The sequence below is a fragment of the Paenibacillus sp. 01T422 genome (genome assembly GCF_056398785.1).
The window spans coordinates 1-14,993 of sequence record NZ_JBFTQB010000083.1; the positions used below are offsets into that span (position 1 = coordinate 1).

Below are 14,993 nucleotides of genomic sequence, written 5' to 3' on the forward strand. Positions count from 1 at the left end.
GTTCTAATCAGCACGTGCATGCCGATATCCGTATTCGCTGATGACGGCAATTCGGACAATACGGCTGCTGCATTAGAGCGAATCTCACTTGGTAATGATAGCTTTGCTGAGATTAAACAGCTAAGACTTCTCTCCGATCACAACGGCAATATCGTTACGTTCACACTGCATATTTCGAATAAAAGCACAGAGAGCATTTCGCTGATTGATTATTGGATACGCTTGTTAGGTAAAAACGGTGATTCGTTTACGGCCAAAATGATGCCACAGGACAAAGAAAAAACGAAAATTGCTGCGGGCTCATCGCAAGAGTTTTCCTACTACGCCATGATGAATGAGGCAACTACCTTGCATGATTTGAACTTTCGTCTGGGGAAATGGGATTTCTCCCGTAGTCCCTTCGAACGCTTGCTTGGCGAGATCTCAGTGCCTGATGATTTTACACAAGTGGCACCTGCAGGAAGCTCACAAGAGGTCAAGATGTCAGGAACAATCATGGAGGCGGCGCTGTCTGATTTTACCCTTGGAAAAAATGAAAAAAATCGCTTGCCTAACGTAACACTGAAACTGAAAAATGAGGGGAAATACAGTGTAACACTGCCCGATTATCAGTTTAACGTTCGCACGTCAGAGGGATATACGTATCCGCTACTAGCAAAAGGGTTAAATGACCTTCTTATCAACTCGCAGGAAACTAAGGAGATTACGCTTACGGGGAGTGTCCCGGCAACAATCTCAACCGAAGGTTGGCAGATCGTTGTTACACATTACTTGTCAGAGTTGAAATTAAACGTGCCGATTGCCTTCCTGGCATTGCCGAAAGAATCGGATCTAGAGGTGAAAGGCTCAGGCGAGGAAGTTGCATTCACCGACGAGAACGGCATGTACACAGCCAAAATGAACGGCATGTATCGGTTGCCCTGGGAAGACACGGATATTGTGACGGCTGATTTCATGTTGATGAACAAAGGCTCAGATACGCTGCCTATTCCAGCATTGAGTGGTTATTTTTTGCTGGATGGCAAGGTGAAGGTCGAGGCGAAGGTTATCATCCCGGCGAAAGTGCTGGGACTCTCGAAAGACAGCTCTGTCGCTATGCAGATGGCAGCTAAAGTTCCTTATACGTATGCATTTTCGAAAATAAAACTCGTGCTGCAGGAAAAAACGTCCGAGGAGAAAATTATCGACGTGTTGGATTTCGAGTCTCAGGATGATCTGTTGCATGTGCCGATCCTTGATGCTGCTTCATCCTTTGAACTGACGGATTCGGGCTATCATTCCAAATTTTCGATTCATAAAGTGATGAGTTATCAAGGGCAATCCACGGAACAATATACCGTGCGGGTGCTGATTGAGAATCAGGAGAAGAGATTCACGAACTTGGCGAAGCTGGTTGCCAGCTTCAGGGCTGCCAACGGAACCGTTTATCCGGCGAATGTGTTGGATGTGAAAGAGAAAGTCGGACCCGGAGGGAAAGGACTGCTTATCGTCTCCAGTATGATTCCCAAGGGCGTTGATACAAGTGGAATGAATCTTTTGCTTGGAGAAGCCGTGGAAGATGGGGAGCTATTAACGGGAGAACCTGTGAACAATGACGACGATGATGATGACAAATCGGGAGATGCAGACATGTATGTGAAGCCATTTGCCTTCTGGCTCCCGCAAGAGAAGAACGAGGTGAAAACAACGCTGCAAGGGATATCGCTTGCGCCATATACGCTCTCCATTGATCATTTCAGCACCGCACTGGATAATAACGAACTATCCTTGAAGTTCAACTATGAGATTGCCAAGGATATGAGTACAAGCGTAAACACTGAGGGGCGTAAAATTGTTTTTCAAATCAACGATACGAATGGCTTGAGGGCGATTGAATGGTCGGCGGATTTGAGCAGTTTCGAGCTGCATGCCAATGAAGCTCCGGATACGCCGCAATCCAAGCTGAAAGTTGGCAAGTATAAGGATTTCAAAATCAGTTTGGAGAATGGTGACTTGCTTTACAAGTTGTCCTTCCTGAAGACGTATGATTTTAATATCTATGAAGAGTTTCAAGGTCATCGGAGGCTGGTGGGTACGATGAAAAATGATTGGTTCGTTGCCTCGAACTGAGTCTTAGGTATGGGTTCCAAGAATATGAGAGCAACATTTCATAATTCCCCTTGTGTTATAACTAACGTGTTACTATTCGACACAAGAGGAGCTTAGAAATTATGAGTAAACTGCAAGGTAAGGTAGCTTTGGTTACAGGCGCAAGTCGAGGGATTGGCCGTGCGATTGCGATGCGTTTAGCGCATGAAGGAGCATTCGTAGCTGTTCATTATGGCACGAACCGAGCTGCTGCGGAAGAAGTCGTACGAGAAATTGAGCAGAATGGAGGGACTGCATGCACGATTGGTACGAAACTTGGTTCTGTAGAGAGCATACAGACACTTTATAGGTCGTTGGATGAGTTGTTGAAGGAGCGTACAGGTGACACTCACTTCGATATACTTGTGAACAACGCAGGGGTCGCTTTAGTAGCCCCAATTGAAGCTACTACGGAAGAGGCATACGACGAAATTATGAGAATCAATGTAAAAATGCCATTTTTCCTGACGCAACAAGCTTTGCCTCGTTTGCGAGACAATGGTCGAATTATTAACTTGTCGTCGGCGATTACAAGAATTTCCCTGCCTGCGATTCCTGCATACAGTATGACCAAGGGGGCAATCAACACACTAACACTCTCTTTATCCAACCAACTCGCCTTACGTGGAATCACAATTAATGCCATCCAACCTGGATTCGTTGCTACGGATATGAACGCCGCAATGCTGCAAGATCCTGACTCGCACCAATATGGTGCTGATTTTTCCGTTTTTGGAAGATGGGGGCAACCGGAGGATGTCGCGGATATAGCTGCTTTCCTAGCTTCTTCCGACAGCCGTTGGGTAACCGGGCAGTTGATTGATGCCAGTGGAGGCTCTCACTTGTAATTTCGGATTGACATATGTAGGGCAAAAACCGGTGGAAGTTAGGACTTTATATACTTCGGACACATATTTAAGCCTGACGGGTCATACCCCGTCAGGCTTGAGTGTTAGCTACCTTACTAATCCTGCACCAATCGATCATACTAATCACCAAACAGCCAACTTCCACCTCAACCGCCAGTAACAAATTTCAGCTATTTCTGTGCTGGCATAGAGCAGGGCAGAATAACGGTAGTTTTCGCATTTATTTCAGCAGAGCTTCTCTCTTGGATACCTGAGTGGACGGAGTACGGGTGAGTAACGCCGATTACTACTGCTATATTCGGCATTTGTCCCAGTTTTTCCCAAATAACTGGAATTACTGCCGTTAATTCCAGCAATCCAGCCGATTTCGTCCAGCGACCGACAAATTAGCTGGAGCTTCTACCGTTATTCCACTTCCTGCCATAAAGCAGGGGAGATTAACGGTAGTTTTCGCATCTATTTCAGCTGAAGCTCTCCTTTAGAAACTTGGACTTTATATACTTCGGACACACACCAAAGCCTGACGGGTCATACCCCGTCAGGCTTAAGTGTTAGCTACTTTACTAATCCTGCACCAATCGATCACACTAATCACCAAACAGCCAACTTCCACCTCAACCGCCAGTAACAAATTTCAGCTATTCCACTTCCTGCCACAAGGCAGCGAGAGTAGCGGTAGTTTTCCAGCTATTTCAGCTGAGACGGCATAAAGACTCGCCGCCTAGAACTCAGCAGCTCATCACGCATGCATAGCAGCGTGCAAAACCTCATTACCGCTGCCTTAAATCCAGCTCAGCAACATTAGAAATCACTTGCTTGCTGGCAAGCTGATCCCATACAAAGGCTTTCAGCTTATAGCCGGCAGCGTTTTGAGGCAACTGGAAGGTTGCCGTTAGTGCTCTTATCCCTTGACCTTCGACCAAGTCACTGGAATAGGAATAGTTGACAATATTGCCGTCCGCATCATAGAGCGCGATGACGAGCACGCCATTTTTATCAAGCTCCGAACGATTGCTAAATTGCACGCTGACGGAAGGGTCACCGTCATTCTCGCTCAATTGCAAATTCCCGGTGGAGAAGACAGCTCCAGTGATGTTATCTGTACGCAGTTTCGTATTCTCAAACATAGATGAATTGTAGTAATTAAAATTGTTAGTACTCTTCGTCGCATCGACAGCCATCCCAGCGTAAGCATGTTCAGGAAGATCAAGTGTGACAGAACCGACTACCTCCCAGTTAGCTCCACCATCAATGGAAATTAAACCTTTGACTTCATTCCCGTACCTACTAATTTTCAAAAGTGCAGGCAAGGTCACATTTGGCTTCGCCGTGGATACAACCAATTCCCCTCGGGCAGATCTGCTCATAAAATGGATCCGAGATCCATAATACTCTTCCTTCATCACCGTGATCATGGCAAAAGGGGAATCGGCCATTAGATCCTGACGGATCATGAGCCCTGATTTTACACGATTATCGTACTCAGAAGGATTCTGGAAGTTAATCGTAGAGCTTAACTCCATATCGCCTGGAACATCACGGTATGTGTATTGAAACGCATCTGTAGATTGGATGCCATCATCGGTTGCACCAATTTCACCGGTACCTTTTACAATGAAAGAACTACTTCCTGCCTCTGAAATGCTTGAATTCCCTGGTATTGTCACGGTGCCAATGTCTGCGGATGTCCATGTACCAATCCCATTTGATCCGTTTACATGAATAACAACCATACTCGAAAGGGTTTGCGTTCCTGAGTTGTCAGTAGCTTTGGCATACAAATAATGGGTTCCTTCAGGAGCATTTGTCCACGTAAACGAATAAGGTGCGGATGTAACCGTGCCTAACGGGATCAACTTCATCGCTTTCGTATCATAGTAGGAGAACTCAACCTTGGATACGGTACCATCACTGTCAGATGCTGTGGCATCGATGACGACCTTTTGATTCGCTTGCAGCATCGCATTCGCAGAGGGGCTAGTGATGGCTACAGCAGGATTGTTCGAACCATTGCCAAGCAGAGCGTTCAAATATTTCTCCAAATAGGTATACCCATCACCACTGTCAGCTTTACCATCTGCTGCGCTACTAGCATCAAGACCATGTTCAGCTTCCCAGCTGTTCGGGATGCCGTCGTGATCGCTGTCATAATCGGCCGACAAAGTCGACTCCGTTAATGCCGGAAAACCTCCGTCCCCATCCGGGGTATTAGCGAATTTCCCCAAACCGTTTCTTACATCGTTCACGATACGAGCATCAAGCGAATCTCTTTTTGGTAAAATGGCCCCAGCATGCTCGAGGACTTTGCCGTAAGCGTCAGTTGCCGTGTCCGTTGTAACGGGAGTATCGACAGTGGTGCCATCGGTATTTTTATAATTAATAGGTACCGGGCTTTCCATGCGGTTGACTGTCCCCAAGCCATACTCGGGTTGAACGCCACCGGCCCAGTTATTTGCGCTAATACTTGGATACCCATCCACGTAGTTGCCGTCAATGAAGTAGTTCCCGGGCTGCTCGGACCAAGGATTGAAAACTCGCTTTTTCACATCGTCAAAGGTCGCGGGACCCGATTTGTAGTAGTTGTTTACGACGTTAACACCCGTCGCATTTTCACCGCCATATCCGCTGTTCGCTCCCCAGTTATAAAAGACGTTATTTCTCAAATCGAACAACAAGGGGGCATCTTTTTCAAGTCTAAAATCACGATCCAATCGAGGATTACGGCTATTATTGTTGGCAATTAAATTATGGTGAAACGTCACATTGGTGCCGCCCCAAATACCGCCGTACCCGTGGGCTCCCTTATCATGAATCGACATGTTTAGAGAGTCACTGATGATCGACCATTGAACGGTGATGCTGCTTTTATCCTTGGATGACAATACTTCGTCCGTACTCCAGCTAAAAGAGCAATGATCAATCATCATTTTCGGAGCATTAGGTGAAAAAGTGTCGTCCAGCTCGGCGAAGCCTCCGCGGAAACGAATATAACGGATGATGATATTAGATCCGCCTAGGGAAACCGAATAATTGCCGATCGCAATGCCATCACCAGGTGCGGTCTGCCCAGCAATCGTCAGATTGAAGACATTGGTTTTAATTTTCTCCTTCAAATGAATGGTGCCAGAAACCCGAAAAACCATCACTGTCGATTTGGCATTGCTATTCGCGACTTTAGCAAGCCCATAACGCAGTGTTCCGGGAATAGCGGTCTCTGAGGAGGAGTAATCTTCGAGACTTGTGACCTCGTAAACATCCCCACCGCGTCCTCCTGTAATATACATGGCGGCGCCTTCCGCTCCAGGAAAGGCTGTAGGGGGTTCTGCCGCCGCCGCAAGCGAAGGGATTAGACTAGCTATAATAAACAGGAATGATAACATAGCAATTATCTTTTTCATTGTTGCCTCCTCAAGCCTACTGAATCGTTATACTGTTCGACAATGGTTTCATGGTTATAAAGCTGTCCCAGATAAAAGCTTTCGCTTGATAGCCGGATGGGTTCTGTGGAACCTTAAATCCGGTGTTTAAAGTCCGCTTTTCCCCAGCGTGTGCCGTTACAGATGCGGACGTATAGGTAACCAAACGTTGATTCTCGTCGTACAACGCACAGATCACAACAAATGATCGTTCTTCGGCTGTGTTATTCGTAACTTCAACTTTGACTGTCGCGTTCATTCCCGGGGTTAAAGCAGATAGCTTGTTGCCATTCCAGTCCACAAACTCGAAAGAGTTCAATTGGATAGAACGGCCCCTCACGAGGATAAAATAGCCGTTGCTGTCTGATTGTCCGATTTTGCTCAACGTAACCTGTGAGTTCGCTGCAAAGCTTTTCTTGTACAAATCAAATACTTCTGTGCCACCATCGAGCTCAATGGTATCCGCTGTTTTGGTCCACGTTGACAGCCACGCTAGGTTGGCTTCCATCGTTTCCCGGCTAACAGCGACAAAAACGTCTGCATCGTTCGTAATGGTAAAGGTGGTGAGTACGTCACTAGCTGTATAGGCGCCTGATGCATTCGATGTTCGAATCCAATCGATGTCTATGTAATTTGAAGGCAATTTGGTTATTGTGCTCTCTGAATCGCCATAGGGTGTACGGCCTACTGCGAGACTGCTTTGCACGGACCATCCTGCCATGTTTTTGGTATCGTTTACGTACACATTCTGAATGACGCTCGTTGTGGCGGAATCCAGCGTTGTTCTGGGGTTAGGGGTAACGGCAACGGCTTGTGACAAAGAGAGAGGGCTCTCTACTTCTGTATCGGTGCCCTTTGACAGCAATCTGGTATTTTGCGTGATTTTCACGTAATAGGTTTTGCCATTCTCAAGTGGGGGGCTGCTGGAAGATGTTCCAAGCTTGGTAAGGGATACGTAGTCGCTCGGCACAAATTTTTTGTTGTATTTATCCATGACCTTCACATATTCCGAGTCAGCAGCCTCGGGTTTGGTAGCTACGTAGACATTATTCGATCTGGCACTTGCCGAAGGTGCCCATTCTACATAGATTTCTTTGTCCCGAGGATAGGCCGTGAGTCCGACAGGAGCTTCTGGCGCAGCGGCAGGCGGCTTCGCAGACACCTTGACTTGAGATACATAGAAGGCGTTGATCGGATTTGGTGATTCGCCTGATGTAAGCATTTCAAGCATTGCGATGTTTTGCTTTATTTTCTCACTCGTAGTGGTGCCAGCGCTCCGAACCTCGACAGTCGGTTGCTTGGAGAAACACAGGTTTCCGTCGATATAGACCATGACTTGATCATTGACAATGTCAACAACAAGCTTGATGTTATACCATCGATTGGGTTCATATGGATACATATTGTCCGGTCCTGTTTTGGCATCGAACACGAACTTGGCTTGTGCCGGATCTGCTGTAATTCTGGCGATGTAATCGCCGCTATTGCTTAACAGGTTCAACACTTTCGTTCTTTCGCGCTGCGGGCCAGGTTGCATGAATGAAACCTCTGCTACAACAACACCTTCTTGCTTCTCAAACGTTTTGACAATTCTCGTCGTATTGCGATAGGCGACATTGCTGACGGAATTATAGTCATCGTAAACATATAGGCTGTTGCCTGATTTACCGGGAGCTTCCGCTACATAAGCGTCACCATGAAGGCCGCCCGGGTTCCCTTCCACAAGCATAGGCTTGTACACATCATAACCTTGATCTTCTGCTTTTGTACCGAGAGAAGCATCCTCGAAATTGTCGTCAACTAGCACTTGCCATCCGTCACTAGCTGGTGCTTCTGCAGCAAGCGCCCTTGCGTGGAAAGGAATACTTCCGTAAACCCCGCTGGTAAGCAGAAAAGCAAGCATGAGACGGAATATAATCTGTCTAAACTTCTTATCCAAAATAACACCTCCGAAAGATCATTACTTACAAAAAGTGAAATCGTTTTCAATAAACCCTATGGAAAATATAGCGTGAAAATAGCTATGTTAGTTAAGTTTAATGCATATTGCTCCTGGCACATTAGGGGATTGAGTTCATTTTTATAGGTTATTCATTTCATCTATTTATTTTAATGAAGCAAGTGGCGGCATCCCGGTTCAAGGTTAATGTTTTTGCCCTATAAACTGTTATCGAACCCCCCATATCTGAGCAGGCTTCTCCTTTTATAATACAAACTAGTACGATCTTAATTTAAGGGGGATAACGGTGAGCCTAACGATTGTTGAATGTTTAACGGAATATACGCATAACCCGCTTGGAATTGATGTCAGGAGGCCACGTTTGTTTTGGAAGCTGGAGTCGAGAGAGCGGTCTGCTGTTCAAACTTATTATCAAGTGATAGTCGCTTCGTCTCAAGAACGGCTGGATCAAGGTGTGGCTGATAGATGGGATAGCGGTCGTGTAGCGTCCGATCAATCGATCCATGTTGAATATGCAGGGGAAACTCTACGTTCTGAGCAAACCTATTATTGGAAAGTCCGAGTCTGGGATGCTCATGGAGAGGTGTCAGCCTGGAGTGAGACCGCTTATTGGTCAATGGGGCTGCTGTCACGTGCAGATTGGAAGGCCAAATGGATTGGCCGTAAGTCGGAGAAGGGTGTTGACAGGCAACCTCCGCCTTATTTGCGTAAAAGTTTTCAGGTTACGAAGGACGTGAAACGGGCTTTTGTTTATGTTACTGCGCTTGGTTTGTATGATCTACGGCTTAACGGAAGTAGAATTGGAGCGCTCTTTGCGCCAGGATGGACGGATTATGAGATACGCGTGCAAGTGCAAGCCTATGAGATTACAGACCAACTAATCGTAGGCGAGAATGCTTTTGGAGCCATTCTAGGTGACGGCTGGTACGCGGGTACTGTCGGTTTTCTCGGGGGAAATGTGTATGGAGAAAGGCCGTTTTTGCTTCTTCAGACGCGGGTTGAATACTTCGACGGCACGAGCGAGTTGATTATTTCTGACTCGTCTTGGCAGGCAGCTAAAGGAGCCATTCTGTATTCGGATCTCATAAAAGGTGAAGCCTATGATGCTCGTTTGGAGCCGACTGGCTGGGATCAAGCTGGCTATCAGTCAGCTTCTTGGGAGACTCCGGATGTTCGTACGGGGTACAACGGTCTACTCGTGGGAACGGTTGAACCGCCGGTTCGCATCATGCAAGTACGCAAGCCCGTCTCTTTTCGCCGTACGGAAGCAGATACTTTCATTTATGATATGGGACAAAATATGGTTGGTTGGACAGAGATAAAGGTAAGCGGAGCAGCTGGCCAGCAAGTCACCGTCAGTCATGCGGAGATGCTGAATCCAGACGGCAGCTTATATTTGGATAAMTTGCGGGTAGCCGTTCAGCAGGATCATTATCTGTTAAAAGGGATGGGCGAAGAAAGGTACGAACCGCATTTTACATTTCATGGATTCCGCTACGTTGAACTGATTGGTTGCCCTGGCGAACCCGATTTGGATACGATCGTAGGCAAAGTCGTGCACTCCGATATGGCGGAGACGGGGCGGCTGGAGACGAATGATGCGATGGTGAACCGTCTATATGCCAACATTGTGTGGGGACAAAGGGGGAATTTCCTCTCTGTGCCGACGGATTGTCCGCAGCGCGACGAGCGACTGGGTTGGACCGGTGATGCGCAGATTTTTGCCCGCACAGCGGCTTACAATATGAACGTGTCGCGCTTCTTTTCCAAATATATGCAGGATATTCTGGACTGTCAGCAGCCGTCAGGGGCTTTCACTGATGTAGCGCCTGACGCTGGTTGGATCCGCCACAAAATGTGGAATGCGAATCTGAACTGGTTCGCACCCGATAATGCGGGATGGGGCGATGCCGGTGTCATTATTCCTTGGACTATGTATGTGATGTACGGGGATATTCGTATATTGGAAAATAACTACAAAGCGATGGCGGATTGGGTGGCCTATCTGAGGGACAACAGCGAGGATTTCGTTCGTCCGGATTATGCTAACTATGGCGATTGGCTATCGATTGATGCGGATACGCCGAAGGAAGTGTTAGCTACGGCTTATTTTGCTTACAGTACACAGTTGTTGGCTAAGATCGCCGGTGCTCTTGGACGCCAACAAGATCAGATCCAATATGAGGAATTGTTTGCCTCCATTGCTCAAGCTTTCCAGGATTCGTTCGTGGACAGTGACGGCCGAATTCACGGGGAAACACAGGCGGTGTACGTCCTTGCGCTGCAATTCAACTTGCTGACCGAAGAACAGAACAAGTTGGCTATTCAGCACCTGACAGCAGATATCCGCAGTCGCGGAGACCGGTTATCAACGGGTTTTCTCGGAGTTGGATATTTGCTGCCTGCTCTGACGGATCATCGCCAGTTGGATGTTGCTTATACGCTGCTTACTCAGGAGGAGTTCCCTTCCTGGATGTATTCCATTAAACATGGAGCAACAACCATTTGGGAACGGTGGGATGGCTGGACCGAACACAAGGGGTTCCAGACGCCGTCTATGAACTCCTTTAATCACTATTCCCTTGGCTCCGTAGGGGAGTGGATGTTCCGATATATGGCTGGCATCGAGGCCGATCCTGCTGCGCCAGGTTTCAAACACACGATCATACGGCCAAGGCCGGGAGGACGCTTGGACCGGGTCAAAGCAAGCTACGACGCTTTGTACGGAACTATTGAGGTGGCATGGCATTTATCCGCATCCAAAGCATTCCGGATCGAAGTGACGATTCCCGTCAATTCGACAGCTACGATCTATGTACCTGGCCGGGTATACGCCATAGACGGTGTCAGAAGCACATCAGGTGCTTGGGGGATCGAAGGCTGCCAGCCACTTGGCAATAAGGAAGACGAAAGTTGCTTCAAGCTTGGAGCGGGTAATTACATCTTTGAAAGTGATTTGATTGCCAGTAAGGCATCCGTGTAAGGCTTGGTTTAATTATTTGTATAAAAAGGGTGAAGGGTATGACGACGAGGAAAAAGTACGTATTAGTTGGAGCTGGTGGGCGAGCACGGTTCTTTTATTCTGCCATTGCAGAGGACTTTCGGGAAACGACGGAGCTGCTGGCCTTCTGTGACATCAACCAGACCCGCATGGATTATGCGAACAAGCAATTACAGCAGAAATTTGATTACCCGGAGGTACGCACTTACAAACCGGATGCGTTCGACCGAATGATCGAAATCGAGAAGCCGGATGCTGTTATCGTCACAAGTGTTGACCGAACCCATCACACCTATATCATTCGTGCGATGGAATTAGGCTGTGATGTGATAACTGAGAAGCCTATGACGATTGACGAGGACAAATGCCGTCAAATTCTTGAAACGGTGGAGAAGACAGGACGAAGCGTGCGTGTTACGTTCAATTACCGCTACGCTCCTCACCATACGAAAGTGCGAGAATTGATTGAAGGAGGCGCAATTGGGCAGGTCACCTCGGTTCATTTCGAGTGGCTATTAAATACCAAACATGGCGCTGACTATTTCCGAAGATGGCATCGTGACAAAAGAAACAGCGGAGGGCTGCTCTTTGCACTCCATTTGGATCGCAATGGGCGTTTGAAGGCACTGTATTTAGACGCTGAGCACGAGGATGGCTACCTTCGCGATCAAAACGTATTCGGAGATGGCATCAGCATTGAGGATACGATGGGCGTCATGGTTCGATATAAAAACAATGCGATTTTGACATATTCGTTGAATGCGTATTCGCCATGGGAAGGTTATCGGATTGCTTTTAATGGGACGAAAGGCCGTTTGGAGATGACAATTATGGAGCAATCATATGTCAATTCAGGTGGAGATAAAGCGCTTGAAGGAGCGATAAAAAATAAGGAGATACGCGTCTTTCCAATGTTTGATCATCCTTATGAGGTCAAGGTAGAAACCGGTGTTGGCGGCCACGGTGGCGGTGATCCCGTTCTGCTGAACGACATCTTTGGTGAACCGGCAGAAGATCGCTTTAAGAGGGCTGCGAATCATGTGGACGGAGCTAGGTCCATTCTGGTTGGCATTGCAGCGAATCGCGCGATCCGGACAGGTCAACCCGTCAGAGTTGCTGATTTGTTAAAAGCATAGGGGGGGGGAGCGATCCCTGTTAGGGGACGGCACGATTCGGTGGGAACTACAGTCCGCTATTTCATGAGAAACTGCACGAAAGATGCATGAACGGGAACTATGGTTCGTTATATTCTCATAATGAGCTGGAAGTTGCTCAAAAACCTGAAATAAGGCTTTGTAGTTCCCCCCCACCGTCCAAAACCATCATTTTCGTGAAATAGCGGCCTGTAGTTCCTAAGTATTGGGAGATGTCACTTTGCCCTATCGATTTACCCGAAAGTGCGAGGGACTTTTGCCCATTACGGTTTTAAACGCTCGGCTAAACGTATGGATATTAGTAAATCCCAGCTGTTCAGCAATCTGACTCAAGGGTGTGTTAGAAAATTGAATCCTATTTTTGGCTCTTTCCATGCGGATATGTTGATGGTACTGGATGGGAGTCATTTGAAACATCGTTTTGAACAGATGAATGAGATGAAATTTACTGACGTGAAACTTCTCTGATAACTCTTCGAGTGTCACATTCCGATTGACATGGCGGTCAATATAAGTGCGTAATTCGGATAAGAATTCGATCTGTCCCTCTTTGGTTGTTTTGCCGCCATAATATTGTTCTCGTAGTAGGATAGCCAGCAGATCGAGCATAGCACTTTTGACACGGAACTCATAATAGGGAGGTTTGGTTTCATGCTCACGGATGAGCTCGAATAGCACCCGTTCCAAGTGAGCAGAATCCCGTGGACGACAATGATTCGGGATAAAATAAGGAGGTGACGAAAGCAAATCCTTTCGAAACCTTCCTTGTTCTTCCTCGTTCATCTGATCGATGGATTTAAACGAAACTGTAACCTCTTGGCTATCCGGCAAAGTGTTAAGATCGAAATGGACATGAGGCTGCCGAACCGAGTGTGTCCATAGTGACTTGATGGCGTGTCGTTGTCCCGGTTTAAAAAAGAAAACATCCCCTGGATGACCTTCGTAAATAACCTCTTCCACCTCCACTTCCAAATGGCCTTCCATCAGAAACAGCAGTTCATAATCCCAAATCATACGTTCTTCAATGGTCCATGGAGTCTCAATAATACTGTCCATGGCGACACGGATATAAGGGGAGAGTTGATTCAATTCCATAACAGCACCTCAGCAATATATGGTAAGTAAATCGGCAATCTATGCTAAATAAATGTGGATAAAACGCTTTATAATGGAAATAGGTACATCAATATATGATACATGAGGTGATGGACATGCTGCAACTGCATGGTTTGGGAAATGGCTTATCTACGGCTCCTCTCGTGACGAACGGGCGGACACGTTCCATTACGGCGGAAAATTTGGCGGGGGAGAAAGGGCAGGGAGGCAAAGCAGCCAGCAACTTAGGAACGGCCAGAAAAGGACGTCCTTGCATCGAGTTAAAACAAGGTAAAACGGTTACGCTTGCACATATACAGGGCGCTGGCGTGCTTCAACATTGTTGGATCACGGTTACCGATAAGACAGGTGCCAAAGGGCATAATGCACAGTACGTACTTCGTGACCTAGTGCTCAGAATGTATTGGGATGACGAGGAAACGCCATCTGTTGAAGTGCCGCTTGGCGATTTCTTTTGCAACGGCTTCGCCAGACGAACTAACGTTAATTCCGTTCCGGACTTCTGCGAAGATCACAATTGAGAACCAACACGCCTATGATATCGGCGGATTCTTCTATACATTTAACTATACGCTTGTTGATGAGTTGCCCGATAATGCGGCCTATTTCCATGCTCAGTGGCGTAGAGAGCGCCTGACCGAGATTGCAAAGGATTACACAATTCTAGATAATGTCAAAGGTGCCGGTCAATATGTGGGTACATACCTAGCGTGGGCAGCGCTTGAAAGGAACTGGTGGGGAGAAGGCGAGATGAAGTTCTATATGGATGGCGATGACGAGTGGCCGACCATATGTGGGACAGGGACCGAGGATTATGTAGGAGGCGCTTGGTGTTTCTCCAATTTGAAAACGGGCGAACCAGAGTCCTATTCTACGCCTTATTTAGGATATACGTACTACAAAGAAACGACCGATATTGATCCATGGTATGGTCATCAGGTGCCTATGCATGGGATGTATCGCTGGCATCTACCCGATCCGATCCGGTTTGAGAGCGATCTGAAAGTAACGATCCAGCAAATTGGCCATGATCATTCCCAATTATTTGAGAGATCCGATGATATTTCTTCGGTTGCTTACTGGTATCAGCTGGAGCCTCATGCGGATTTCCCAGCGCTGCTGCCGGTTCAACAAAGATGGCCTAGATAATTGCATGATACACTGATTTTAAACTGCAGTACTTGATAGTTACTCCTTATGTAGTGAAACTATAGGGTTGTCTCTGAAGGTCTTTATGGCCGAGGGGACAACCTTTTTTACATGCTCGTTATTCTCCCAATAGAGGACTCCAGTTCCCTAGTCTATACGGCGTATGACACAAAGCTTCAAACTCAATATAGTACATTGGTT

The 14,993-nt window shown here is 47.0% G+C and carries 7 protein-coding genes and 1 pseudogene; 5 read left to right on the forward strand and 3 right to left on the reverse strand.

Annotated elements, in window-relative coordinates:
• Positions 1-2,109: hypothetical protein (locus AC1DUA_RS06845; protein ID WP_477499014.1), on the forward strand; the 2,109-nt coding region annotated here is incomplete at its 5' end.
• A 101-nt stretch (positions 2,110-2,210) separates the two neighbouring features.
• Entirely contained in the window at positions 2,211-2,975 is a 765-nt protein-coding gene (locus AC1DUA_RS06850; RefSeq protein ID WP_477499015.1) for an SDR family oxidoreductase, read from the forward strand.
• Between the two features lie 791 nt (positions 2,976-3,766).
• Here AC1DUA_RS06850 and AC1DUA_RS06855 read toward each other — a convergent pair.
• Both AC1DUA_RS06855 and AC1DUA_RS06860 read right to left on the reverse strand, forming a co-directional pair.
• Entirely contained in the window at positions 3,767-6,394 is a 2,628-nt protein-coding gene (locus AC1DUA_RS06855; RefSeq protein ID WP_477499016.1) for an Ig-like domain-containing protein, read from the reverse strand.
• 16 nt (positions 6,395-6,410) lie between these two features.
• Complete coding sequence (locus AC1DUA_RS06860; RefSeq protein ID WP_477499017.1) at positions 6,411-8,351, reverse strand: hypothetical protein; 1,941 nt, start codon at positions 8,349-8,351, stop codon at positions 6,411-6,413.
• Between the two features lie 307 nt (positions 8,352-8,658).
• Here AC1DUA_RS06860 and AC1DUA_RS06865 point away from each other — a divergent pair, with 307 nt between their 5' ends.
• Both AC1DUA_RS06865 and AC1DUA_RS06870 read left to right on the forward strand, forming a co-directional pair.
• Positions 8,659-11,355, forward strand: coding sequence for a family 78 glycoside hydrolase catalytic domain (locus AC1DUA_RS06865; RefSeq protein ID WP_477499018.1), 2,697 nt, complete (start codon positions 8,659-8,661; stop codon positions 11,353-11,355).
• A gap of 38 nt (positions 11,356-11,393) precedes the next feature.
• Positions 11,394-12,509 carry a Gfo/Idh/MocA family protein gene (locus tag AC1DUA_RS06870; RefSeq protein WP_477499019.1) on the forward strand — a complete coding sequence of 372 codons (1,116 nt, stop codon included), beginning with the start codon at positions 11,394-11,396 and terminating at the stop codon, positions 12,507-12,509.
• Positions 12,510-12,752: 243 nt separating this feature from the next.
• On the opposite strand, the gene AC1DUA_RS06875 is transcribed toward AC1DUA_RS06870, so the two are convergent.
• A complete protein-coding gene (locus AC1DUA_RS06875; RefSeq protein ID WP_477499020.1) occupies positions 12,753-13,622 on the reverse strand; it encodes a helix-turn-helix transcriptional regulator in 870 nt (289 codons plus the stop codon).
• A gap of 419 nt (positions 13,623-14,041) precedes the next feature.
• Here AC1DUA_RS06875 and AC1DUA_RS06880 point away from each other — a divergent pair.
• A pseudogene (locus AC1DUA_RS06880) lies at positions 14,042-14,792 on the forward strand (glycoside hydrolase family 172 protein).
• The last annotated feature ends 201 nt before the right edge of the window (positions 14,793-14,993 follow it).